Source organism: Pseudomonas sp. GW821-FHT02H09 (assembly GCF_059421425.1).
In genome coordinates, this window is the sequence record NZ_JBWKVA010000024.1 from 13187 (window position 1) to 38338 (window position 25152).

Sequence of the window (25152 nt, forward strand, 5' to 3'; positions counted from 1 at the left end):
TTTCAAACCTGGAAGGCGAAGGCTGGGCAACGGTCATGGCGAAATCACACTTGCATCGCCTTCACTTCAACAAACTCGGCCAACCCTTCTTCACCCCATTCGCGACCGTTGCCCGACTGTTTGTAGCCACCAAACGGCGCCTGATAGTTGAACGCCCCGCCGTTGATAAAGCACTGCCCGGCGCGCATTTGCCGCCCCAACCCGAGTGCACGCTCAGTGCTGCCAGCCCATACACCGCTGGACAGACCGAACGGCGAGTCGTTGGCCATTTGTATCGCGTGTGCTTCGTCCGTATAGGGAATCAGGCACAGCACCGGGCCGAAGATTTCTTCCTGAGCGATGCGCATCCGGTTGTCGACATCAGCAAACAGCGTTGGCTTGACGTAAAAACCGCGCTCGAACTCGTCAGCCGTTTCGCCGCCACACAGCAGGCGCGCGCCCTCTTGCTGACCGATTCGAATGTAGTCACGCACGGTGCGTCGCTGCGCCGCCGAGCACATCGGCCCCAGGAAACTCTGCGGGTCAAGCGGATCGCCCATACGCAGGCTTTGTGTCTCCGCCAGGGCCAGTTCCAACGCCTCGACGTAGCGGCTGGCGGGCAGCAGCATGCGAGTCAAGGCGGTGCAGGTCTGCCCGGAGTTGATCATCACGTCCTGCACGCCGTAGCGCACCGCGGCTGCCAGATCGGCATCTTCGCCGATCAGCAACGGTGACTTGCCGCCCAGTTCCAGGCATACCCGCTTGACCGAAGGCGCCGCCGCCTGCGCCACGCGTACGCCGGCGCCGGTAGAGCCAGTGAACGAGACCATGTCCACGTCCGGATGCCTGGCCAAGGCCTCACCGACCTTCGAACCCGGCCCGCTGACCAGGTTGAACACTCCGGCCGGCAGGCCGATGGCCTCGATCATTTCGGCCAGCAAGAAGGCGTGCAGCGGGGTTTCCTGACTCGGTTTGACCACCACCGTGCAACCGGCCGCCAGCGCCGGCGCGAGTTTGCCGATCAACTGATGCAGCGGGTAATTCCACGGATTGATGAAGGCGCAGACGCCGACCGGCTCGCGGATCACCAATGAGTTACCGACCTCGCGCACCTCATCCATCAACCCGGCGATTTCAATGTACTGCTCAAGTCCGGCAATCGGCCCGTCGACTTGCACCGAGCGGCACCACTGCACCGGCATGCCCAGTTCGGCGGTAATCACATCCGCCATCTCGTCTGCCCGCGCTCGCAGCTGATCGGCCAATCCGCGGATATAGGCTGCACGCACGCTGGACGAGGTCCGCGACCACGGACCGAAGGCCTTCCGTGCCGCAGCCACGGCGCGTTCGACATCACGCTCGTCACCCAATGGCACCACGCCTGCGACCTGTTCGGTGGCCGGGTTGATCACCTCGGCCATGCCCTGACCAGAGGGCGTCTGCCAGGCGCCGTCAATAAAAAGAGCCGTGTATTCACGCATCAACCAGTATCTCCATCAATTCATTGGCACAGCGAGCGATCCGCCTGCAAGCATCACGCAATGGCCCGGTGTCCAGCACCAGCCCCAGGCGAATATGCCCGGCGGCGCTGGGCCCGAACGCTTCACCGGCCAGTACCGAGACACCGTGCCGATCCAGCAGGCGGTCGGCGAACGCCTGAGCGCTGAGCCCGGTTTCGCGGATATCGACCATCACAAACATGCCGCCATCGGGTTTCAATGCGCGAACGCCGGGGCAGTCCGCCAGGCATTCGCAGACCAGATCCCGGCGCTGGCGATAAGCCAGGCGCATGGCTTCCAGCTCCGGCAGTTGGGTTTCCAGCGCAACCACCGCGGCGTCCTGAATAAAATCCGGGGAGCCGTAGAGCATGCACAACGCGAGGTTTTCCAGATGCCCGGCGAGTGACGGCGGCGCGACCACCCAACCGACGCGCCAACCGGTCATGGCGTGGGATTTCGACAGGCTGTTGAGGGTTGCGGTGCGCTCGGCCATGCCCGGCAAACTGGCCGGGCTGATGTGTTCGCCCTCGAACAGCAACTCGCTGTAGACCTCATCGGAAATCAGCCACAGATCATGAGCGACGCACAGCCCGGCCAGCGCCTGCCAGGTTTTGCGCGGCAAACTGGCGCCAGACGGGTTGTGTGGACTGTTGAGTGCCAACGCCCGAGTACGCGGCGTAATGCGCGCGGCGACGTCTTCGGGCAACACGCGAAAGCCGTTCTCGGAGCGCACCGGCACCGGAATCACCACCGCGCCGCAGGCACCGAAGACCGCTTCATAGGTGACGTACATCGGCTCGGCGACGATCACTTCATCGCCGGGATTGAGCACGCATTGCGCGACGCTGAACAACGCACACTGCGCACCGGCCAACACAACGACCTGATCGGCATCGACCTGTTGGCCGCTGCGTTGCCGATGGCGTTTGGCGATGCTTTCTCGCAAGGCACGCTTGCCGCGCACCTCGGCGTAATGGGTATTGCCCGCCAGCAGGCTGTCGATGGCCGCTTGTACGATCGGCACCGGCGTATCGAAATCCGGGTCGCCCACCGATAGCAGCAAAATGTCTTTGCCCTGTTCCTGAAGCGCCAGGGCACGGTAATGAATTTCCCAGGCAGCCGCGCCGTCACCGGCGATACGTTGGGTCAGATCGGAAAAGCGCATGGTGATGTATTCCCTGTGTATGTTTTTAACCGACCAGAGCACAGGCGTGCTTGAGTTCGATGAGCGTCACACCGTTTCGGTTGAAACCGGCACGCAGTTCGGCTTGCAATTGATCCAGGTTCTGCGGTTGCGTCACGGTGCATCCGAAGGCACGGCCCAGCGCGGCGAAATCCGGGTTACGCGGCAGCACGCCAACAGGCTCGATATCCAGCCCGATCATGTCGTCGCGGATCTGCCCCAAGGCATCGTTGTTCCACAGCAGCACCACCAGCGGGCTGTCCAGCTCTTCCACGGCGGTTGCCAGCTCTTGCGCGGTGTAGAGAAAACCGCCGTCGCCGACCAACACCAGGCCAGGTCGGTTCGGCGCACCGAACTTGGCCCCGATACCCGCCGGCAAGCCGTAACCCAAAGTGCCGTAACCGGTCGGGTGCAGCCAGCTGCGCGGCGCATTGCTACTGAAGGCGTAATTGCCGGTGTAGGCCAGTTGGGTCATGTCGCTGCTGATAAACGCGTTGTCCGGCAATTCGGCCGAGACCCGGTCGAGGATCGCCTGATGGATCGACTGCAAGGCTCCGTGCCCGGCCTTGACCGCCTTACGCAACATGTCGACCGCTTGGATGGCGGCGCTGGCGTCGCGTGCGGGCTCGGACAGACGCGCCAGCAAGGCGGCCACGGTTTCTTGAGCATCGCCCTGCAAGGCCACCGCGCACGGGTAAAAATCGTTGAACTTGCGCGAGTCGATATCCACCCGTAACAGCTCGGCATTCAGCGGCAAACGCTCGCGCCAATAATCGGTGTCGGCCATTTCGGTACCGACCGCGAGCACCACATCAGCTTCGGCGATCAGCTTCCAGCCAGGTTCCACGCACAAGGTGGAGCCGGCATTCAGTGGCGCATTCGGCGCTAACAAACCTTTCCCTGCGACGCTGCTGAAAAACGGCGCCGCCAGCCGCGTGCTCAACGCCTCAAGCGTCTGTGCTGCATTCAGCGCACCGCCACCGGCGATGATCATCGGGCGGCGCGCCGCTTGCAGTTTCGCCACCGCCTGATCCAGCACCTCGGCAGCCGGTACGCCGCGCCCTGGACGGCGCACCACTTCATGGCTCCAGTCACGCGTCACCGGCGCGGCCAGCACATCCAGTGGCACCGAAATATGCACCGGGCGCGGCCGCTCGCTGTCGAATACCGCATAAGCGCGGGCGATCAGTTCGGGCAAATCCTCGGCACTCAAGGCGACCGCCGAAAACGCTGTGATCGGCGCCGTCATGGCGCGCTGATCCTGGGTTTCGTGCAGGCAGCCCCAACCTTTGCCAAGACTGGCCGTATGGTTGACGCTGGAAATCACCAGCATCGGGATCGAGTCGGCGTAAGCCTGACCGATAGCGGTCGCGGCATTGGTCACACCGGGACCGGTAATGATGAAGCACACGCCCGGTTTGCCGCTGACACGCGCATAGCCGTCGGCCATGAAACCGGCCCCTTGCTCATGACGGGTCAGCACATGACGAATGCCGCTGCCGGGCAAGCCGCGATACAGCTCCAGCGTATGCACGCCGGGAATGCCGAACACCGTGTCGACGCCGTAGTTGGCCAGCAGGCGCACCAGAGTCTGGCCGCCGGTCAAGGTTTTGCTTTGCATGTTCATATCCTCACGCTTGACCGAAGCGAATCAACGCATCGACCGCAGTCGTGCCTTGGGCACCGACCAATAATGGGTTCACATCGAGTTCGAGCAACTGCCCCGCGTTTTCACAGGCGTAGTCCGCCACAGCACGGATCGCTGCGACCAACGCATCCAGATCCGCCGCTTCACGACCGCGAAAACCTTGCAGCAATGGTGCGCTGCGCAGGCTCGACAACGCAGCGCGAATGGCGCCGTCGGTGGTCGGCAACAGCAGGCTGCGGCTGTCCTTGAGCAGTTCCACCAGAATCCCGCCAGTACCGATGACCAGCGCCAACCCGAAGTGGGTTTCACGCTTGATACCGACGATCAATTCGGCCAACGGCGGCGTTGCCATGCGCTCCAGCAGTACTTGATCGAACGGCACCCCCGGTGCGTAGTCGGCAATCCGTGCGCGCATCTGTTCCAGCGCGTCGCTCAATGCCTGCGCATCGCGCAGGTTCAGCGCCACCGCACCGGCTTCAGTCTTGTGCGGCAATTGGGCACTGACAGCCTTGAGCACCAGTGGATAACCCAGGGAATTCGCCGCTGTCAGCGCGTCGCTTGGGGTACTCAGCAGGCCTTGCGGCGTCGGCAGGCCAAAGGCGCGCAAGGCTTGTTTGGACTGCCATTCATCCAGCAACTGCCCCTCACCTTCCAGCGCCTGTGGACAAATCGGCACCAACGCCGACTCTCCGCGCGCAAGCAATACCTGACGACTGTGCTGATAACCGGCAATCCGCCCCCACGCCGCCAAAGCATCTTCCACGCCTTGCAACGCCGCCACGCCATGGGCATGCAAACGCTCGCGAGCGCTGGCCGCAAGCAGCTCGGGAAAGGCTGAAGTGACGAAACCGGTCTTGCCGTGACGGGTCAACGCCGCGCAATACAGTTCCAGCAGCAGATCACATTCCTTGCGCTCGCCGGTCGCCTCAGAAGGGTAATCGAGCACCAACATGGCGGCGTCGGCTTCGGTGCGCAGGGCGCTATCAAGCATCTTGTCCAGCGCTTCGCGGTTGCCCCATATCGCCGTGGTGAAATCCAGCGGATTGACCAGGTTGGCGTAGCTGGGCAGCACTTGATCCAGCTCGAGCCGCTGGCTTTCGTCGAGTGTGGGCAGGCTCAAATCGTTGCGTTCGGCATAGTCGGCGATCAGCCCGGCATCACCACCGGAACAGGCCAGCGCGATCAGACTCTTGCCAGCCGGTAAATTGCCACAAGCCGCGGCTTTCAGGGTCTCGACAAAACTCACCGGACCACTGACGCGAATCACCCCCAGGCGATCGAACAGGCTGTCGTACAGTGCATCGGAACCGGCCAGCGAACTGGTATGGCTGAGGGCCAATTCAGCACCGAGCTGCGACACACCGGTTTTCAGCGCGATGATCGGAATGCCCTTCTCCAGCGCCTTGTGCGCCGCGCGGGCAAAGCCTGGAACGTTTTTCAATCCTTCCAGGTGCAAGCCGATTGCCGTGACGCGCGGCTCGTCGAGCAACACATCCATCAGCTCGGCGATGCCCAATTGCGCCTGGTTGCCGACTGAAGCCATGTAGGCCACCGGCAACGAGCGATCACTCATGGACAGGTTGTAGGCAAAATTGCCGCTCTGGGTCAGTACCGCCACGCCTTTCTCGACCGTCTTGCCGCCATGGGCAACCGGCCACAGCGCGCAACTGTGCAGGTAATCGAGCAAGCCATAGCAGTTGGGGCCGAGCAAGGCCATGTCGCCGGCGGCCTTGAGCAGCTGATCTTGCAAGGCCTGGCCTTCAGCGCCGGTCTCGGCAAAACCCGATGCGTAGCAAATCGCTCCGCCTGCACCTTTGACCGCCAACTCGGCGACGCAGGTCAAGGTCAGTTCGCGGTTGGTGGCAATGAACACCGCGTCCGGGCCGCACGGCAGTTCTGCCACGCTGCGCACACACGGCACGCCTTCAAGGCTGTCGTGTTGCGGGTTGACCAACCACATCTGGCCCCGGTAGCCGCCTTCAGCGCAGCGCTTGAGCGAACGGGCCATGCTTCGGCCGCCGACAAACGCCAGGTGGCGCGGCGCGAGCAGGCGTTTGAGGTTGTCGCGAATGTGTTGGGACATAACCGTTCTCCGACCCGATCAGCGCAGCAGCGGCCGCAGTAGCTCGCGGGAAATGATGTGGCGCTGAATCTCCGAGGTGCCTTCCCAGATCCGTTCGATCCGGGCGTTACGCCAGATGCGCTCCACCGGACCTTCGTCCATCAAGCCCATACCCCCGAATATCTGAACCGCTTCGTCGGCCACGCGACCGAGCACTTCACTGGCGAACAGTTTGGCCATCCCGGCTTCGCCGTCAGTCATGGAGCCCTGATCCATTTTCCAGGCGGTGTGCAGGGTCAACAGCTCGGCCGCGCGGATTTGCGTGGCCATGTCGGCCAGCTTGAACGACACCCCCTGATAGGTACCGATGGGTTGACCGAACTGCTTGCGATCCGCCGCCCATTGCAGCGACACGTCCAGCGCACGCTGGGCCTGACCGACGCAGTTGGCGGCAACCATCACCCGCCCGGCGGTCAGCCAGGCGTTGGCCACGTCCCAGCCCTTGCCGACTTCGCCCAGCACTTTGGAGGCGGGTACGCGGCAATCGTCGAAGAACATTTCATAGGTGTGATAACCGCGGTTGCTGACGCACTTGGGCCCACGGCGAATGGTCATGCCCGGCGTGTCGCGGTCGACCAGGAACGAGGTTACGGCGTTGCGCTTGCGACCGTTGTGTTCGTAGGTATCGGTCACGGCGAAGACAATGGCGAAATCGGCGTGCCCGGCATGGCTGATGAAGTGTTTGCTGCCGTTCAACACAAAGTCGTCGCCCTCAGGCACCGCGCGGGTCTTGATGGCATTGGCGTCAGAGCCGGCGCCCGGTTCGGTCAGGGCGAAGCAGTCAATCTTTTCACCCTGGATGCACGGCAACAGATAGTCCTGAATCTGCTGGCCGGTGCAAGCCATGAGGATTTTCGACGGACGTGCGACAAACACATGCAGCGCCCACGACACCTTGGACAGCTCGCGTTCGATCAGCGCCTGGGACAGGTAGTCGAGCCCGCCGCCGCCGACCTCTTCCGGCATGTTGAAGGCATAGAAACCCGCCGCCACAGCTTTACCGCGAATCTGTGCGGCCAGCTCCGGAGAGACTTCATCGGCGCGATCGACCGCTTCTTCATGGGGCAGCAGTTCCTTGGCGACAAAACTGCGAACCGCATCCACCAACATTTCTTGTTCTTGGGTCAGCTGGAAATTCATTGCGCTACCTGCTCTTCGATAACCGAGTATTCGATGACGTTCTATTCGTTGGCTGGAAAGCCCGCCTGGTCGTCGACCCTGTTTGGCCGACCTATTTACCGACAAAGGCCGGCGCGCGTTTTTCCATCGCCGCACGCAACGCTTCGGCGCCGTCTTCACTGCGACCGCAGAGCAAACCGGCGGCGAGTTCCGCGCTCAGTTGTTCAGGCAAGCTGCGCTGGGCGCCTTCACGCATCAGTTTCTTGGTCTGGGCGAAGGCGAAGGTCGGGCCGCTGGCCAGACGCGCGGCCAGTTCGCCAGCCACGCTCAGCAGTTGCTCATCGGCACACACTTCACTGACCAGGCCTGCCGCCAAGGCGCGATCGGCGCCCCAGAGTTCATCGAGGAACAACAGACGCTTGGCCTGCTCGACACCGATCAGACGCGGCAGATGCCAGCTGGCACCGGCATCCGGCGAATACGCCATGCTGGTGTAACCGGCCTTGAACCGGGCGGACTGCGCGGCGAGACGCACATCGCAGCACAGCGTCAAATCCATCCCGGCGCCGACGGCGGTGCCATTGATCGCGGCGATGGTGGGTTTATCGAGGCTGTGCAGACGGCTCATCATGGCGTGGGCGGTTTCTGTCCAGCCGTAGCTTTCCAGTACGCCACGTGCCTCGGCTTCAGCCCATTCAGCGAGATCGGCGCCGGCGCAAAAACTGCGGCCAGTGCCGGTCAAAACGACGACCCGCACAGCAGGATCCGCGTTGAATTGATCGAGCAAGGCGTGAAGGCTTTTCAGCGTCGGGATATCCAGCGCATTGCGTTGTGGTGCGCGGTTGAGGGTGATCCAGGCAACGCCCGCTTCGACCTGACTGAGCAGAGAAGATTGAGTAGTCATACGAGTCCTCGAATTATTGTGATTGACGACATGGCACCCATACTAAACGACTGTTCAGTAAGGCGGCAATCCTGCGGCCAAGGGGTCTGTAACAGCCCTTAAAATTAAATAACTTATTGTTTTAAAAGAAAAAAATTATAGATTTCGAATATCCGCCGAAAAAGCTGTTACATCTTTGAACAACTGACCACGGCGGCTGCTTGCGATTGAGGAATCGGGGGGATGATGAAATGCAGGAGCGAGCTTGCTGTAAGCGCGCGCCGGATTTGGCATCGCCTAACGCGGTATTTGGCACCGCCAGATCACCCCGACCGCTTAGCTATTAGCGCTAGATTTGGCACCCTCGAACTACCCCACTGATCACACTAGCCCCAGCTCCAAAGGCGTCGCTGGTATCGCAGGCCACTCCACGGCGGATGGAAAGCCGGGCTGGGTTTCGATTCGGGACAGGTAGACCCGATAGGCACACCAGGCATCCAGCTCCGCCTGCTTGAGCGGCACCGTGGCCTCTTCGACCGCAGTGGCCAGGTCAAGCCGCAGTGCATCCTGCAGCGTCGCGAGCGCCACTTGCTGCGTGGCGATGGTCCCGCTCGCCAGGGCCTTCAGGCGGTAGAGCGTGCGCAATGTAGCCTGCTCCAGCACGTCGGCCGAAGGCTCCAGAACCGGGCCAAACTCCAGCGCCACCGCCCGCGCAAACAAGTCACGACCATGGTCTTCGTTATCCTCTGGCGAGGCCGTGAACGGCATTTCGCCCAGGGTGTCGGCGGTCTCTTCAAACATCACCCATAAGTTCAGCGAGGTGTGCTCGGCGTTATTCCACCGCGGTACGCGCGCGCTTTTTACCGTCAACATTAGGAAACCCTCAGGCATAACGTGGCAGAGTCCGGGTTAATCGCGTCATGGTTGTACAGCGTGCCCATTAACTTCCAGGTGCCCGCCGGCGTTCCACTGCTGCTGGATCCGCCCGCGTTGGTGAACAAGCACTGACTGCCGGCCACCAAGGCGCCTTGATACAGCGGCTCGTAACTGGACGATGCGCTGCCTCCGACCATCAGCAGCGCATAAGTGCCGACCCCACCGGCCTCGGCCGAGGCCTGAGCGACAATGGCTTTGGGGGTGGCATTGGCGTCGTTCCACAGGCCCGCCAACGCCGCGTCGATACTGGACCTGGTGTAGGCATCGGTGATGCCGTAGCCGCCCAGCGTGGTAGCGTTGTTGGCTTTGCCGGCCAACAGCCCGTCAGTGGCCGATTTAGTGTAGGCATCGCCGATGCCGTAGCCAGCCAGCGTGATGCTCCAATTGGCTTTCCCGGACAGCAAGAAGTCGGTTTGGTTTTTGGTATAGGCATCGCCAATCCCATAACCGGCCAGCGTCGTGGCCTTGACCGCCAAGTTGGCGGTGAGTTTCCGCGCGGCCTTTAACAACTGCTCGTTGTCCGTTGCATCCAGCACAGGCAGATAAGCCAGAATAAAGTTGGCCAATTCCTCCTGCACTAGATTGAGCCACTCAGCCTTAACCGGCGTGGGTGGTACGCCCCCCACTTCGGTGCCGTAACGAAATAGCCCACCGGGGGTGCACAAATCGGTAAAAGCAGAAACTCTATCCATCTTCTTTACTCATATCGTCCCCAGCTGGTCTCATGACAGCTAGTTAAAGCAAGTCGAAAAGTATTTGTTACCAAACGCCCATCGCGACGCCCCACTCATGCCGCAGGTACATTAAGTTTTGTAGTATCTCGGCATCGGTAAGGACGCGATTGAAGTAAGCCACAAGCGAAACGTTAGATTCGCCCGAAAAACCGTCTCTGCTGGATCCGATTCGCAGGTTATTCCCAAAGGGGGCCGCAGGTCGCTGTATGTTACTTGCGGCAAGTGCGTACGTAGCTTTGGCCAGCGCGTCATTAGCGAGATTGCCCACAATAAACCTAGGCGCGCCCCCAACAAACGTGCCAAATACTAGAACAGGCTCAGCCACAGGCAAGGCCAAGGTTCTACCCACCTGTTGCGATGCAGGGATAGCCTGGTCGCTAGCCGCAGACGCAATAAAGCTTCCTGCGCCGCTGAAGTTAGTCCCGAAGTACAGGCTGTCACCTTTGCCATAAGTATCAGCTACGCTGACAAAACCAGATACCACCGGGATAGAGTTCGCCAAAGTAGTTGGCGCCGTGCCCGGCTTGGCAATAGCCAATATGGTCCCGGCCGGTTGAGCCTTGAACCCCATATCGTAATAGTTGTCTTTGTTGCAAATTGCCCCATGCTCAAGCACGACGGGGCTGCCCACCTTGATTAGCGGCTGCCCGCCAGCAACATAGTTTTTTGTTTCCCGGCCGCCAGAGTCTCTGAGGTAGTACAAGCCAAGGAGCCCATTGGCCACGGGCAGTGCAGGCGTCACATCGAGAAAAGATCGCAGCGAGGGGTAGCCGGAGCCTGGGAGCGTAACACCTGAAAGTCTAAGAAAGTTGCTCATTGGTTACACCATAAAGTTGTTGTAGATGTGACGACAAAGGATATCTGCACCGCTACTGCTGAGGTGCAAATCATCATTCCACAAGCCAAGTGCGTTCGATTTCGCATACACAGGAAAGACAGAATGGACGTCTGCATACTCGCAGCCGAGTGATACAGCGACTTGTTGGCCGTATTTACGAATAGTTGTCAGTGGAATGGACGCTACGCCATTACTGTCTGGGGGGCACACCACGATGATACCTATATCTGGCCGACCCTCTCGGTGCTTGGTAATCAGCCCCGTAAGCCCATCAATGAACCCCTGCAGGTTGCCAGACACATAGTCGTTTGTCCCCAGACTGATAATTAGCAAGTCTGCCTCAAGGTCGGCGGCGTATTGCGGGATGTAGTTAACAAACCGCAAAGCCTCTCTGCCATCTAGCCCCCCGCGCCCGCACTTGAGCACCTCGTAGCCAGACGTACCTCGCGTAGCGTAGAAACCATACAGCGTGACGTTTCCCATGTTGCCTACAGTGTCGATATCCAACACATGGGCCGCGTCGGAAAGACCAGTTACAGCCACCTTCTGCATCACGCCATCAGCACCACCGGTCACAGGTGTCCAAGCCCCCCCGTCAATGCGATAACGAAACGTGCCAGTGCCGCCACGGTAGTAGATAGAAAAGCTAGTGGTCACAACCCCGGAGATATTAAGGTTTGCCGTCACCCCTGTCGTTGTGATGGCTGCTCCGTCGAATGAGCAGCCATAAGAAGGCTCAACCAACGCAGAGGCGGCATCGTACGCAGTCCAGCCATTCCGCACAGCTGTCGCGCCATCGGTCATTCTGTTTAGCAGCGAACTTATCCACCCGTAGCCGAGCTTGGTGTTTTTGGTGGCTAAAATGCTCGACATCTTGTTGGGGATTGTTTCTAGGTCAGACCAGGAATCACCGATAAACATGACCTTCATCTTTGCCGGAACGCCGCTGTTTATCAGCGCTTTCTTGGCCTGGTATAGCCATAGACTCTTTCCGCGCGTAGTCAGCAGCTCCGCTTGATCGGCTGGAGCGGCTGCAACATAGCTGCTGACTAGGCCAGTCACTTCAGCTCGCAGACGGGGGCCAAGACCAATAGCCTCAAGCCTTCCTTCATCCAGCCACAAAGCAACGTTACCTGACTCATCCGAGAGTACAGGGACGCGGTTATCCGCGTACGGAACTGTTTCGTTAACCCCTATGCTGTCTCTAATGTTTGGCCCTACACCAAAAGCATCAAACTTGCCATCAACAAGCCAGACGGCCACATTGTCGGCGGCGTCCGAAACTAGCGGAACGTAAACTGGCTCAGGCACAAAACTGGGAATCTTCGACTCGACAGCTTCCGCGCTGGGATAGCGCTTACGCGGAACCGCCACACCTGCAACGTTTTCATAGAGGATCAGGTATTCCAGCGACTCAGGGCTCGGCACGCTGAAAAAGCCGCCATTCACCGTGCCCGCCAAACCCGCTGCAATGGTCCCGTAGGTCATTGCCCCCGCCATCTGCGAAGCGACTTCAACCAGCGCCGAAGTCACTTTCTCTTGTGCCAGCACTGCTTGCTTGGCAACCGAAGGAACTAGGCCAGACTCCGTCAAAATATCAGTTTGCGCATCGCCATTAATAATTTGATGCTGCTTTTCTGATGCGGCTCTGGCCTGTGCAGCAGCTTCTGAAAGCTGCCCGGCGTAGGCGGCCAGTGCTTCGATAGTCGGTTGATCAGCCATTGTTCATACTCATATTTGAGGGCATAACGTAATTAACGGTGTTGAATAGCTGGTCCACTGCGTTGGTAACCACTTCGATGACTTCCTTACCATACCCAAACACCACGTCCGTATTTCCCGGACGGCGTTCAGTGATGCGGGTTTCCATGGTGGCGTTGACGTAGGCCACAAGCGGCGCATCAACGCGCCAGGTATACGGCCAGTCGCCGGAGTAGATCGGATCACCAGTGTTCAATAGGCCGACGACAGGAGTCCTGAAAGTTTCAATAGTGGCGGGCACGCCGAACAATGAAGCCAGGCGGATAAAGTAGGGAATGGACTGCCCACCAAGATCTCCCATCGCCGCAAGAACGTCCTGCACTCGGTCGTCCTGAGTCGCATCAATTGATGGGGTCAGCCCATATATCCGTTCCCAATCAGCGATAAATCCACCCGCTGTCTCGGGGAATATCGCCCGCTCGACGTTCTCCAGACTTACAAGAGCATCACCTAAAACCGCAGCCTCACCTGCTAACTGAGCATTTAAATTCGCGCCGTTCGGGTCGTATGAAACTGGTGGGAGCAGCGCTTGTAGCTGTTCAATCAAAACTTCCCTCATACCATCGGCTCCAAAATTACTGTTCCAAGACGAATCCAATTAACTGTCGCTGGATCATCGGATGCTGAAACATTGTTTGGAGGAGTTACTAGCTGAAGATCGATCACCCCAGCCAAGCTACTGAAAGCCGCTGTAAGGCGAAGGATGTAAAGAGTTTCCAGCGGGACTAAAGGATTAATAACCCCTGCCGCCGCAGACTCCGATGGCTCTTGCAGATCGGCCAAGGCGAACCCGGCCTGAAGCTTGAGTCGTAACTGCAGATCCACAGTAATCACAGCGGGCGTAAACACCCATATATCCGCCCCGGCCGGACCTACCGTTTCGATGTAGGCCTGGCACGCCGCGATGACAGCTGCAGAAGAAGGACTACCCGCAGACGTAATCACCACGTCAATGGAGTTGCCACCACGACGCTTGGGGATGATTAGAGCGGTCGATACACCGTCCACGGACAATGCCCAGCGGCGATAATCTGCTATCGATCCTCCACTTGGGGGAAAGCGAAGCACGTCCAGATAACGGCCAAGCAGGCTTTCTTTTTTCTCGTCTTCAGTGCCCCCAACCAAGGCAGCAAGGGTGCAATTACCATCGATCCCGAGAGGAGGGCTGGTCAGGACGGCAGCACCCTCCTGACCGTTCAGGGACGCGCCGGTTTCCACCGTCGATACAGGAGCAGTGCCGGTTCCGTCAGATCCAACCGTCGCGGTGGCTGTTGTGAACAACACGGTGCCTGTTGCGATGAGGCGAACTTGTGAACCCACCGGCAACGGAACACCAGGACTTCCACTGATTCCAATCGAGCTGCCTGCCACGGTGGCTGACTTCGGCAAAACACCGCGAGTGGCGGCGTGCTTCTTCAGCTCCTCGAAGTCGGCTGAGTCAGGAAATATCTGCCGGGCGGTCCATGCTCCTTGCTGATGAATACCCTCAGCAATCGCCGAGGTCGAACTTGCGCGGACGAAGTGATCGCTGTCACTGGTGATGTCCGCGTCCGCCGAAAGCGAACGAATTTCCCGCAAAGCGCGGGCTCGGATAGCATCGAATTTGGGAGCGTCGTAGGGCATCAGATTACGCTCACGAGATGTTCAAAGGTTTGCCTGCCTGCCGGGGTAGATACCTCGACCAACAGCTTTAACCAGCCGTCACCAGCGCGCTCTGCCGTGATGTCGATAGAGGTCGCTCGACCGTCATCGATCAAGGGCTTCAAAGCGTCTTTGGCGTACTGGATGGCAAGGCCGCTAACGCGAGCCTTGTCCTTCTCCCGCTTCAGCTCATGCAGACGCGAACCGAGTTCGGGCGCGGCCCAGTAGCTTCCGAGGGGAGTCATGAGGCGTAGATAGACGGCATTTGCCAGCGTCGTAATGCGCTGACCCGTCAAATCGCCAGTAGTGGGGTTTATGCCTGCGTCCATGCCAGGCAGATTGCCCCGCGTGCGCGCGAGGCTGCGTTTCTTATATAGACAAGACTATTGCTGAGGATACGGAGCTGGCCCGTCCGGATGGCCGTGGCCACTATAGAGTTCGCGGTCATCTTGCATGGCGCGAGTGTGGTCGGTGATCTCGCCATCCGCCTTGATGCTGCCATCCACCTTGACGTTGCCCGCAGCTTCCAGGAGCGGCGTTTCAAAGCGAACCTTCGTCCCGGCCTTAACCAGGAACGTTTCCGTCACCACCTCGACCACCCGACCGCGCTTGAGGTGAACGTAATCGCCTTCGTCGCTGTACAAAGACACCTCACCGTCCTTGAGCGTGACCCTGTAACGACCATCCTCGCTGGCCACCACAACGGTGTGCTTGCTGTTGCCACCGACCGGTATAGCGATGTATTCGGCACCAGCCAACGGCGCCGAGGTGAAACCGTAGTGCTGGAACAGCTCCCCAGAGACTGCCTCACCGGCAAGACCTTGCATATCAACCCCGATGAGCTTTCCGTGCTTGTTACGGGCAGCCACGGCGCGAAACGCCTGGCGGAACTGTTGCCTCTCGCGAGCTGCTTGCTCGCGCATCATTCGCGTCATCGACATCGTCATAGCCCCTTAATTAGTTCAATGAACGCGTCGGCCTTGTTGGACTTGCCCTTGTGCTTCTTCACGGGATTACCATCCAGCACCCACATTTTGTCTTCGCGCAGGCGCAGCTCGGTAATGGCGCCTTGGCCACGGGTCAAGCGAAGGGTGCGCGACATCAGAAAGAAAGTAGCATCCAGACCATGCGGCTCACTTCGCACCTGGACACGTTGACCAGGCGCCCATACCTTCCCGCTGGCAGTGCGATGCCCTTTGACTACTGCGCGAATCTCGAACCCTTCCAAACGGCTATCAGCCAGCAACTTGCGGGCACGGGTGGTGGCCATGTCCTGGCTCTCGCTGGAACTGTCCACGATGATCTTTGGCCGAAAGATCCCGCGCTTGGCCAACGTCTCGTCCTGGATGACCGAACGCAGGTGGGACCTGGCTGTATCGTAGCCGTCGTTTTCATATTGGCCGTGCTGCCCCAGAACAGTGATCTGGCTGAACCGATTGGCGATGGATCGATTGACCGATAGCCGTTCGACGTTGTTGCCTTGACCGTCCAGGTTCAACACCAGCGTATGAACTGGCGCAGTAGTGTAATCGGGACCGCCGATCACCAACCGACCATCAGGCTCAAACCATGGCCAAAGCCCATTGGCCTCGGCCACCTGCAGAAGCGCCTCCCAAGCTGACTGGCCTGGCTCAATCTGGATGCGCCGCCGCATCATTGCCGACGCGGCCCTGATCTCGACTTTGCTCACACCCAACGGTTTGACCACTTGGTTGACGATGTCTTCCAGCGAAGCCTCTCGCATTGCCACGAATGGACAGGAACAGTCCACTAAAGGTGCGGCGCCGTCACGGCCATTGATACGGATGGCGATGCCTTGGCGGGAAATATCGTGCTCAAACTCATCGATCTGGCCCGTCAACACGCGATCACCGCTCAGGGTCAGAATGCACGGCGCACCTTCGACCAGGACGCTTGGCAGTTGAGTTGTCTCGCGGGTGTACAACTCCATCTCAAAGGCATCGGATGGGGTCAGCAGATCCGACTCAACCGACCAGCCGTCCCACGTCGCGTGGGCCAGCCCGCCAATGGTCAAGGTGATGGCTTCATTTGGCGTAGGCACGCAGCACTTCTCCTGCAGGAATACTGTAAGGCCGGGTCAGCCCTGGATTGAGTCTGAGCAGCTCCGCTGCCCGCGAATGATCGGCATACCAGCGAAAGGCCAACAGGCGGAGACTGCTTGGGGTTTGAACGGTACGCTCGATCAGGGGTGGGCTCTGCAGGATGACGGAGCGGGCACGGGCCTGAACCAGGTGAGCCATGTTCCGAAGCGACTCAATGACTGGCAACGCGTCCTCAATGCCGTAGAGACGGCGCTGCAGCAGAATTGCCGACTGGATCAGCGAGCGCACCAGGTTAACCAGACCTTCCAGTTCATCCGGGCTCAGCGTCGGACTTTCGGCCTCGGCCTCGATCACGACTGATGCCGCCTGAGCGTGTGACAGGGCCAGCTCAGTAATGACCAGGACCACCAATGCCATGCTCGACGCTGCCACTGGATCGCTGGGCATTGCCTCTGGCAGGGCTTCATCCGATGGTGACTGCGCTTGGCGCGCCGAAGCCAGCAAGGATGCTCCGGCATTCCCGGCTTCGCCGGTCAGACTGGATGCACCTGGTACAGCTGCAGGGACACCATCACGGGCCAACAGATCGCTTGAGGTAGTTGGGGTACTGCTCTGGATCGCGCTCCTAATTTCAGTCGGGGTCCGGGCCAAATCTATCAGCGGGTCAAAGGCTGACAATGGATTGCCCTTGGCCATCGAGACCACGCCCGACACTACGCCCATGATCTGCGAGCGCAGCTGCTCAAGACGTAGGCCAATGCCGGGCAGCCCAAGGGCCGTTTCGAGCAAGCCAGTCCACCCACCACCAATCCAGCCCTGCACCTCGGCTACCAAGGAGTCCACGCGGGCCAACAGGTCGAATACCCCGTCTTGCCATGAATAGTCGTCGCCCAACATCAGGCCAGGCTCATCCACAAAGACAAACTGGCGTTTGAAGAATGGCTCATCAGGCTTTTGCTCGATGAACTGTAGGGAGACCTCGGCGTAATCGGGGCGGTTGGCGGTGTGTTGCACGCTCCAGTTGTAGGCTATGACACTGAGGCTGCCGTAAATCGGATGGACCAGCTCACCTGGTCCAATGGTGTCCAGGGCTGCGAGCAGCGCCTGCAGGGCTATTTCGTAGTTCGTCCCGAACAACACCACCCGCATGGCAAAGGCGCGGGCACCACGACCCAAGTCTTCAACCGAATCACCGTCCTGGTAGGGCGTGCCATGCTGAGCGATAGCCCTTTGTGCCTGCAGGTTTTCATCAATCACATCTAAAGGCACGCCCCGATAGGAGGCATCCAACAGCGTCTCTGACCAGCTCATTAACCGCGCCTCATTTGAATGCCAACACGTCGCTCCATCTCGGCCTGAAATGCCTCAGAGTCAAACCGCAGGTCGATAATTAGTGGTTTCTCCAGGAGTGCTTTGAGGCGCTGTTCAGCGGCCTGATTGGCACCGGCCGCATTCATTGGAGCAACGCCCGCATTAACCAGCTTGGCGGCCATACCCGAGGCCCAGCTATTGGCTCCGGCAACGGAGGCGCCCGAGGAGGTTAGGCCGGTTTGACCTTGGGCCAGGCGTCTGGCGTTTTCCGACAGCCAGTCAGAGGAGGCCTCTGGGTTTTGGTTGGCCAGGTCAATCCGGTTGCGGTAGAACGACGCCTGATAGGTGCGCTGATCGCCGTTGATCAGCTTGTTACGAGGCACCATCGCCAAGCGATCCTCGTCGGTTTGTTGACCTGAGGAACCGCCGATTTGCATGGCGCTAAAGGTCAACGCAGCCGGCGCTAGCCAAGGCACAATAGTGCCGCCCGATTTACCCTTACCCGACCCGGACGACAAGTCAGGGAGACCGCCACCCACGTTATTAGGCCAATTGGTGACGAAGACTGACGTCACCCCTGTAGCTTCTTCCAGGACTTTACCAACCGCTATGTTCTTGAGGGTTTCAGGTCCACCCATGAACTTGTTCAGCAACGCACCAACACCGGCCTTGGCGCCACGTCCGGCGTAGTAACCACCCGCCCCCATGGCGAGTCCGCCACCCAGCATCTGTTCGCCGCTCAAATTCAAGTCATCGAGCAGGTAGCTCCCGAACTGAGCAAACCCTTTATTGAGCGGTTGGGCCATACGGTCAATCGCCTCGCCCAGGGTGGTCTTCACGCGATTGCCTACAGCCGTGGCGCTCTCGGTGTTTTCCTTTAGATCTCGATTAAGCACTGGCTCTGCAGCGCTGATCTTCGCTGTCTGCTCATTGAAGGTCGCAAGCCGGTCGCCACCGAGCATGATCCGCATACCTCGAACAGTGTCCTGGTCCATGCTCTTGAAGACCGTGCCCATGAACTGAGCCCGCTGCTGGTCCGTCTTCATGGCGTCGTACTTGCGTTTCAGATCGCCCATAACGTCCGTTGGGTTGCGCGAGCTGCCGTCGCCATTGAAGAACTTCACGCCGCTGCTCTTCGTCACCTGGTCACGGTATTGCTTCACGCTGAAGACCCGAAGCGTCGAGTCAGCAAGTGTTCCAAGGCGATCCGGCTGCATCTCGACGGTCGATAGCGTCTCCACGAATGCAAGCGCCTGAGACAGGCCCATGCCCGCCGCTTTAGCAGATCCACCGATCTTGGGGAACAGGTCGGCCAGGTTCTCCAGCTCAGCATTACCGAGGCGACCGGCCACCGTCATCTTCTGCAGCAGATCGAGGGCAGCGCCGGCCTTGTTCAGGTCGATATCGAACGCACTGGCACCGGCTACCGTGGCCTTGCCCAGCACCGCCGAGTCGGCTCCGCTGACGGCCGTGGCTTGCCCGATGGCGTCTGCAGTCTTCTTGGCGGCGTCATAGTTCACGCCTGAAGCAATGAGCGTGTTGAAGCCGCTGTCTACGCCCGCACGATCCAAGCCGTAAGTCTTCGCAATGCGAAAACCTTCCTGACGCCACTCATCACGCTGGGCCGAGGTCATCCCGGCAGTCTGCTTGGTACGGATCAATTGGCGGTCCAGCCTGGCGCTTCCGGTCAGCCCTGCGGCAACACCAACACCAACCCCAAGACCCGCCAATCGACCTTGCACCGAAGAGCCAAGTCCTTTAATCCGGTTGAATTCTTCACGGACGCCAGTGGCCAGGCTTTTCAACAGACGTAGATTGCGACCGCCATTCTGAGCCAGCCGCCGAAAACTGGTCTCAGTACGGTCGACACTTTGACGCAAAGGATCGATGCCTTCGCGAGCGGTGCGGACCAGCTCGGCTTTAGTCTCACGGGCAGCCTGGCGCCCGGCCTGGCCAAGTTGCTTCAGATCCGATGTGGTCTGCAGGACGCCTTGGCGGAACACGCCGCTGCCTTGGGTGGTGGCTTCACGCATGGCCTGGCGGATGATTTTGTAACTGGCTGCCCCGGCCTGGCCGGTCCTGGTGATCGCACTGGTCGCCTTCCCCGACTCATCGGCCAAGGCCTTGGCGCCATCTTTGCCAGCCTTGCGCAGATCCTGCCCAAGGGCTTGAATCTCGCGCCGACTGCTGCCCGACGAAGCTTGAATGCGGAGCGCTACGCGCAGATCTGAACTCATGTTTGAAACTCCCGCACGCCTTTATATAAAGAAGAAAGGCCCGTTTCCGGGCCTTTGGTCAGTTCTGCGCAGGCCCGGCCTCTGTGCCGATACCCCAACACAATGTGTTTCGGCCACCTGGTTGGATGTTGATCCAGAAAACGCCAGTCTCAGGCGCTACGAATCCGAGACGCTCGGCGGCGATGACCAGGTCTTCCTGGAACGCCTCCATTGGTGGCTTCGCGTCAGGCGATGCCAGCGCATTGGCGCGATGGGCACGCATGGCCCCGTCGAGCGCTTCGAAAGTGGCCAGATCAAGGTTGATGTATACGATTGGAGTCATTTACTTTTGCCTTTTCGCTTGCTGACGTAACGGGTTGTGCCCGCCTTACGGCCAACCAGAAGATCAAGGCGCGCCTCTATCTCTGGACGGGTCATCGACCGGATTTCGTCTAAGCGGTAGCCGTGTCGGACAAGGGCGTGCTCAACACGTCGCCAATCGTTGGAACCGCGCTCGGCGGCGCGAGCTTTTTTTCCAGAACCTCATCTGCCAGACCCAACCGCGCCAGATCGGTCTCTGTCAGCTCGTCCAGGAGCAACTCCGTTGTCAACGAAGCGGCCGGAATATCGCCCAGGGCCAACAGCTGACGACGGAACACGTCGACGGTAATCAGCTGAAGCGGACCCTGCGGATTATCTTGTTGAGCACCGACCAGATCGCCAGCCATAGGCACGCGCAAGGTAAAGCTCTTATGACGTGTGCCCGCAAAGTACACACCGACCGCCAGCTCACCCGACTCGGTCAAACCATCCCAACGCTTATCAATAGTCGTCATCACGTTATTCCGTGTAGTAGTTGAGTGCGGCCAGTGTCAGGTCGCGGGTCGCTTCACCTTCGAGCTGATACTTGCTACCCATTTCAATGAGCGACACGCCCGTCCAGGATTCACGATCACCGCCGCCGTCGACTGGCTCGATGGTGATTTTGGCGTCCAGCATGGCTCGCCAGTTCGGCTCACCCGACTTAGGGATGGCCACGGATACGCGCAGGTCATAATCCTCAACACCAGCAGAAGTACCCAAAGGCCGCTTTTTACGGTTCATGGTTTTGACGATGGTGCGACCGGTCTTAAGCGTGTGCTCAAGACTCTTGATCTCGTAGTCCTCACCATTGATGGAAAGGACGATCTGCCCAACATAGATATCTGACATAGGTACGGCCTCGAATTACAGGAGCAGGTCGATGCGACCGGCGAACACATGCAGGCCGTTCACAACGTCGGCCGGAATGGCAGCATTTAGGCGGCTCACACTCTGAGATGAGCGCTCAACGATCAAGGCAGGCGCATTAGCAGCTACCTCCTCGACGATCTCCAACTCTTCGCACTTGGTGAGCACATCGAGCAGCTCACTGCGTACTGCGGCCGGGGTTTTGCTGGAAAGCTTGGAGCGCGGGAAACGCAGGCGAATGCGGTCGCGGCAAGCCTGCCTGACGTAGTACAGCGTTCGCATGGTGGTCAGGTCGAGCAGCGACACATCCGGAGCATCGGCTGCGTTCTTTGTGTAAGTGCTGACCGCACGAACGATTTGCACCTGGTCGCCCGGACCTACCTCCAGCGGCGTGATGCCATTGGCTAAGCAGGTTTCTTGCTCAGTACGCCCCAACCGACTGGCGATTGGCGGCACTTGGATGCCGGTTAGGACCAGGGTGTTCAACGGGCGGGCTGGATCTTCCTCAGAAGCGATCAGCGCCGCATAGGCTGCTGCGACTTGGCGCGGCGTCGAGGCTGTGCCTGGCAACAGCGCCAGAGTGATCGGCCCCGAGTTGAGCGCAGTGGCCAAGGCAGTAGCCGCAGAGATGGTCGATGTCACGGCACCGACGCCCAGGATCGACTGCTGCTCAACGGAGTCGGTGTAGGTGTTGATGTGAGCCCGCAGATCCGTTAGGGCAGTCTGGCTGAACCAGGACGGCACCAGGATGGTGAACTTGCCCATCGCAGTCGCAGCCAACGCGGCACTGATGTCGGGCTCTTGACCTTCGGTCACGGTGACACCAACGCATGAGATGGCCAGGTAACGGTAAGAGGCAATCGCTGCAGCAACCATCTCCTGAGCGACAACCCCGAACTGGGCCAAGGCCTCGTCCGCGCTGTAGACCTGGGCGGGCACATGGGCTGTAGCCGTGGCCTCCGCGTCAAGCGGCACGATCAGGCAGATGCTTTGCGCGTTGGTCGGCAGCGTGCGCACGGCCAACTTGGTATTGAACTCCATGTACACACCCGGCTTGCGGATGCTCTCTGGAATCGTATCAAAGCTGATGTTCATTACTTGACTCCTTTGGCGGCTTGTTTGGCACCGCGTCCAACCGTTTTGGTATCTGCGACTTCACGCAATTCGCCGGCTGCAATACGGCGCTGGTAGTAGGAGGTGTTTTCGACCTCTACCGCCTCAGCAGGCTCTGGTTTAATGAACCCCGCCTGCTTGTTCAGTTGATCCGGCTGCATAGGCACCGGGTCTTTGGTGGCGATCACGCGCATCACAGATCCCTCAATTCGATGTTGTCTGTTGCGGTTGTCTCAGGGCTGTCGCCCGGAACGTGGTACGAAATATCAATGCCTTCGAGGTCTGGCAGAGGCTCCTCTGGGATCACCCAATCAAGATCGATGGCAAAGCTTTGCCCCAGCACCGAAAGGTGATCGGACTGGAATTTGCCGGTGACCAGGTTGGCGAACTCAGTAGGCGATGCACGCGCCCCATCAGGCTTGTGCTGCCAGCCTGTCAGCAGCCGCATACAGCTTTCCCAAATCCAGTAGCTGCCCGGATCTGCTGTGACGGTGCCGCGTCGAGTGGCTTTCTCATCTCGGACTGACTTACTGGAAATGACCAAGCGGAACACCACTGCAGCGCTATAACGGCGATGGCTTTGGCGGCGGAACACCACCCGAGGCGTAGTGAGCATCACCGATGGCGTGCCCTTGATCAGATCAACCAGCAGATCTGGATCACTCAGTTCGCCGCCATACGTCTTGATCGTCAGGCGCGGGAGCTGCTTTTTCAGCTCCGCAAGCCTGGCCTCAATGGCGTCTTCCAGATCTCCCAACATCAGAGGCGGCTCAGCGTGTTACGGCTGAACAGTCGCGGTGCATGGGTGATGGCCAACCCGGACTGGCCAGACTCAGATGCCCCGCGTTTATCATCCTCAGCGGCCAGACTCTCCAGCCGCTTGATGATGTCCTTGTAACGCAGCCGCACGCTCGACTCGGCATTGGCCTTCTCGCCGTATAGATGAAACCGGGTTAGCTCAGGCAGGTCTTCGGCCACCCAAGCCGGCGCGTCTTCACCCGGACGGCGATAACGCAGGTAGAACTGGACCTCGCTCCGGGCACGGGTGGCGGCATCGGCAATCCGCGCCAGCGCCGCAACGGCGGCCGCCACATCATCGGCATCCCATCCCGTCAGATCGTCGCCCTTGGCTGCCGCTTCCAGCAGACCAGGTTCAATGGGATTGAAGGTGTCGGGAACGGCCAGCCCGGCCATTTCCGAAGCACCGAAACGAGCGATGAGGACTAGCGCACCAGGTAGCGAGAGATTCATTTGGAGGCCTTTACACGGCCGGCCTTATCACCAGCTGCCGCAGACTTCGGCGCACCAGACGCCGAGTCTGCTTGTGCGCCATTACCTTCCAACTCGGTGCCCTCGTTCTCATCGCCGTCATCCTGTTCCGGTTCTTCAACACCCTCGATCACGACAAGTTGCGGCTCACCCTTGAGCGCGACCAGCTGCTCTTCGGTGAATGTACCGTCGGGGTGAAAGGCGCCCGCTTTGGTGTGGGCGATCCCGGCGCGACGGAAACCGTCGCGCAAAGCCTTGATGATGACGCCCATGTTTAAGCCTCCGTACCGGTCGAACCATAAGCCAGCTGCCAGAAGCCGTAACCGCCTGCAGCCCGCGCCTCAGCGCCGAACTTGAATTTCTTGCGGTTGAACACGTCATCCGCTTCGGCATCGATCTGCTGAACGAATACCGGCGCTTTACGCTCTTGGTAGATGAACGGCTTTACCGGCATGCTGGTATCGAGCAGAAACCAAGCCGTGTCAGATGTGAGGCGAGAGGAAACGACCAGCTCCGCCGTACCTTTGTAGATGTTCGGCTTGCCGTCTTCGAAGCGCTCCAAGGTCAGCAACGCACGACCCACGTCTTCCAAAGCCTTTGGCACCAAAAGAACGGTGGGAGTGATGTTCAATGGGCGGGCGTCTTCATCCGCGAACTTGCCCATGGCGGTACGGGCTGCCCCATAGCTCGCCATAGCCGCTGCAAGGGATGCGATGGACAGGGCTTTGGTGCCTTTGTTGCTGACACTTTGCGAACCCACCGGGTGATCGGTGTCGAAATAGTACTGGCCGTCATAGCAGAAACTGCTAAAGCCGCCGTTCACCACTTCATAAACGATTTCATCCGGCAGTTGCTTGGCCGAGTAGCCAGCCATTTGCGCTTGAGGCGCGTAAACGCCCAACTGGTCGTCTTCGATATGATTGCGATCGACTTCGACGGTAGCCTCGAAATCTTCGTTTTCAACTGTGTAACTGAACGCCTTGAGGCTTTTTACGTGCTTCTCGCCGATCCATCGGCGCATGCGTGGAAAGGCTGACAGCCAGGCATAGAGGTTACTGCCGGTACTGGACGGCACCTTCATGGCGATCTTTTCCCAGTTGCTGGGCGCCGTACCGAAAGCATTGTTGAACAAGGTTTTCAGGCCAACGAAGGCGGCTTGAATCGAAGCTTTGTTTACCAGCATGCGCAATGCGCTCCTATATAAAGAGAGTTACTCGACCCAAACACCGTCGGAGTCGACGCCAACAATTCGTCCAGCGGCAGAGCGAGTGCCGCCTCCATCGGTGGCCGCGACCGTACCGTCATCGACCACGTAAGCGGTTTTGAGCAGGTTGGCCTGGGCAATGGAGCCGTCATTGGTCCACTTGAAGGCCCTGTTCCGGCGCACTGGAGTCTTGACGGCACCCGCTGCACCAGAGGTGTTATCAGCGAATTCCTCGGCGCGGCCGGCATAGGTCAAACCGGTTGCTGTGGAGCCAGGAACGAGATAGCCCGCCGCATTGAGCATCACCAGGCTGCCTGCGAAGACCTTGGTGCTGGCTGCCAAGCCGAACACCACGACATCAGTTGCTTTCATGGGGGTATTGCGATCTTGAGTCAGAGGCATG

The 25152-nt window shown here is 59.5% G+C and carries 26 protein-coding genes and 1 pseudogene; all 27 read right to left on the reverse strand.

Annotated features, from left to right (window positions below):
* Window positions 1-44: 44 nt before the first annotated feature.
* A complete protein-coding gene (locus AC07VR_RS26325) occupies window positions 45-1460 on the reverse strand; it encodes an aldehyde dehydrogenase family protein (protein WP_494994036.1) in 1416 nt (471 codons plus the stop codon).
* Window positions 1453-2643, reverse strand: coding sequence for a pyridoxal phosphate-dependent aminotransferase (locus AC07VR_RS26330; protein ID WP_495012996.1), 1191 nt, complete (start codon window positions 2641-2643; stop codon window positions 1453-1455). The genes AC07VR_RS26325 and AC07VR_RS26330 overlap by 8 nt, the downstream gene beginning before the upstream one ends.
* Before the next feature lie 25 nt (window positions 2644-2668).
* Entirely contained in the window at window positions 2669-4282 is a 1614-nt protein-coding gene (locus AC07VR_RS26335; protein ID WP_494994038.1) for a 5-guanidino-2-oxopentanoate decarboxylase, read from the reverse strand.
* A 10-nt stretch (window positions 4283-4292) separates the two neighbouring features.
* Complete coding sequence (locus tag AC07VR_RS26340) at window positions 4293-6392, reverse strand: acetate--CoA ligase family protein (protein WP_495012997.1); 2100 nt, start codon at window positions 6390-6392, stop codon at window positions 4293-4295.
* A gap of 18 nt (window positions 6393-6410) precedes the next feature.
* Window positions 6411-7571 (reverse strand): acyl-CoA dehydrogenase family protein, encoded by a 1161-nt coding sequence (locus AC07VR_RS26345; protein WP_495012998.1) that lies wholly within the window; start codon window positions 7569-7571, stop codon window positions 6411-6413.
* Window positions 7572-7662: 91 nt separating this feature from the next.
* Window positions 7663-8454 carry an enoyl-CoA hydratase/isomerase family protein gene (locus tag AC07VR_RS26350; RefSeq protein ID WP_495012999.1) on the reverse strand — a complete coding sequence of 264 codons (792 nt, stop codon included), beginning with the start codon at window positions 8452-8454 and terminating at the stop codon, window positions 7663-7665.
* A 360-nt stretch (window positions 8455-8814) separates the two neighbouring features.
* Window positions 8815-9306 carry a phage tail assembly chaperone gene (locus AC07VR_RS26355; RefSeq protein WP_495013000.1) on the reverse strand — a complete coding sequence of 164 codons (492 nt, stop codon included), beginning with the start codon at window positions 9304-9306 and terminating at the stop codon, window positions 8815-8817.
* Between the two features lie 323 nt (window positions 9307-9629).
* Window positions 9630-9743: pseudogene (locus AC07VR_RS26360) on the reverse strand (gp53-like domain-containing protein); the annotation flags it as partial.
* A 385-nt stretch (window positions 9744-10128) separates the two neighbouring features.
* Entirely contained in the window at window positions 10129-10920 is a 792-nt protein-coding gene (locus AC07VR_RS26365; RefSeq protein ID WP_495013001.1) for a hypothetical protein, read from the reverse strand.
* 3 nt (window positions 10921-10923) lie between these two features.
* Entirely contained in the window at window positions 10924-12663 is a 1740-nt protein-coding gene (locus AC07VR_RS26370; RefSeq protein ID WP_495013002.1) for an SGNH/GDSL hydrolase family protein, read from the reverse strand.
* Window positions 12656-13261, reverse strand: coding sequence for a putative phage tail protein (locus AC07VR_RS26375; protein WP_495013003.1), 606 nt, complete (start codon window positions 13259-13261; stop codon window positions 12656-12658). Before AC07VR_RS26375 ends, AC07VR_RS26370 begins: the two co-directional genes overlap by 8 nt.
* Entirely contained in the window at window positions 13258-14325 is a 1068-nt protein-coding gene (locus AC07VR_RS26380) for a baseplate J/gp47 family protein (protein ID WP_495013004.1), read from the reverse strand. Before AC07VR_RS26380 ends, AC07VR_RS26375 begins: the two co-directional genes overlap by 4 nt.
* Complete coding sequence (locus AC07VR_RS26385; RefSeq protein ID WP_495013005.1) at window positions 14325-14672, reverse strand: phage GP46 family protein; 348 nt, start codon at window positions 14670-14672, stop codon at window positions 14325-14327. The genes AC07VR_RS26380 and AC07VR_RS26385 overlap by 1 nt, the downstream gene beginning before the upstream one ends.
* A gap of 54 nt (window positions 14673-14726) precedes the next feature.
* Window positions 14727-15284 carry a phage baseplate assembly protein domain-containing protein gene (locus AC07VR_RS26390; protein WP_495013006.1) on the reverse strand — a complete coding sequence of 186 codons (558 nt, stop codon included), beginning with the start codon at window positions 15282-15284 and terminating at the stop codon, window positions 14727-14729.
* 2 nt (window positions 15285-15286) lie between these two features.
* Window positions 15287-16405 carry a phage baseplate assembly protein gene (locus AC07VR_RS26395; RefSeq protein ID WP_495013007.1) on the reverse strand — a complete coding sequence of 373 codons (1119 nt, stop codon included), beginning with the start codon at window positions 16403-16405 and terminating at the stop codon, window positions 15287-15289.
* Window positions 16389-17717 carry a DNA circularization protein gene (locus tag AC07VR_RS26400; protein WP_495013008.1) on the reverse strand — a complete coding sequence of 443 codons (1329 nt, stop codon included), beginning with the start codon at window positions 17715-17717 and terminating at the stop codon, window positions 16389-16391. Before AC07VR_RS26400 ends, AC07VR_RS26395 begins: the two co-directional genes overlap by 17 nt.
* Entirely contained in the window at window positions 17717-19954 is a 2238-nt protein-coding gene (locus AC07VR_RS26405) for a phage tail tape measure protein (protein WP_495013009.1), read from the reverse strand. Before AC07VR_RS26405 ends, AC07VR_RS26400 begins: the two co-directional genes overlap by 1 nt.
* Window positions 19955-20012: 58 nt before the next feature.
* Complete coding sequence (locus AC07VR_RS26410) at window positions 20013-20276, reverse strand: hypothetical protein (protein ID WP_495013010.1); 264 nt, start codon at window positions 20274-20276, stop codon at window positions 20013-20015.
* A gap of 109 nt (window positions 20277-20385) precedes the next feature.
* Entirely contained in the window at window positions 20386-20769 is a 384-nt protein-coding gene (locus tag AC07VR_RS26415; protein ID WP_495013011.1) for a hypothetical protein, read from the reverse strand.
* A 4-nt stretch (window positions 20770-20773) separates the two neighbouring features.
* The gene (locus AC07VR_RS26420) at window positions 20774-21145 is read right to left on the reverse strand and encodes a phage tail protein (RefSeq protein WP_495013012.1); all 372 of its coding nucleotides are present in this window, start codon (window positions 21143-21145) and stop codon (window positions 20774-20776) included.
* A 15-nt stretch (window positions 21146-21160) separates the two neighbouring features.
* Window positions 21161-22258 (reverse strand): phage tail sheath subtilisin-like domain-containing protein, encoded by a 1098-nt coding sequence (locus AC07VR_RS26425; protein WP_495013013.1) that lies wholly within the window; start codon window positions 22256-22258, stop codon window positions 21161-21163.
* Window positions 22258-22470 (reverse strand): DUF2635 domain-containing protein, encoded by a 213-nt coding sequence (locus AC07VR_RS26430; RefSeq protein ID WP_495013014.1) that lies wholly within the window; start codon window positions 22468-22470, stop codon window positions 22258-22260. Before AC07VR_RS26430 ends, AC07VR_RS26425 begins: the two co-directional genes overlap by 1 nt.
* Window positions 22470-23036: a phage protein Gp37 gene (locus tag AC07VR_RS26435; RefSeq protein WP_495013015.1), complete on the reverse strand. Its 567-nt coding sequence runs from the start codon at window positions 23034-23036 to the stop codon at window positions 22470-22472. The genes AC07VR_RS26430 and AC07VR_RS26435 overlap by 1 nt, the downstream gene beginning before the upstream one ends.
* Entirely contained in the window at window positions 23036-23527 is a 492-nt protein-coding gene (locus AC07VR_RS26440; RefSeq protein WP_495013016.1) for a phage protein Gp36 family protein, read from the reverse strand. Before AC07VR_RS26440 ends, AC07VR_RS26435 begins: the two co-directional genes overlap by 1 nt.
* Entirely contained in the window at window positions 23524-23817 is a 294-nt protein-coding gene (locus AC07VR_RS26445; RefSeq protein WP_495013017.1) for an HI1506-related protein, read from the reverse strand. Before AC07VR_RS26445 ends, AC07VR_RS26440 begins: the two co-directional genes overlap by 4 nt.
* Before the next feature lie 2 nt (window positions 23818-23819).
* Window positions 23820-24728 carry a Mu-like prophage major head subunit gpT family protein gene (locus AC07VR_RS26450; RefSeq protein WP_495013018.1) on the reverse strand — a complete coding sequence of 303 codons (909 nt, stop codon included), beginning with the start codon at window positions 24726-24728 and terminating at the stop codon, window positions 23820-23822.
* Window positions 24729-24755: 27 nt separating this feature from the next.
* A complete protein-coding gene (locus AC07VR_RS26455; protein ID WP_495013019.1) occupies window positions 24756-25151 on the reverse strand; it encodes a hypothetical protein in 396 nt (131 codons plus the stop codon).
* Window position 25152 lies beyond the last annotated feature (1 nt).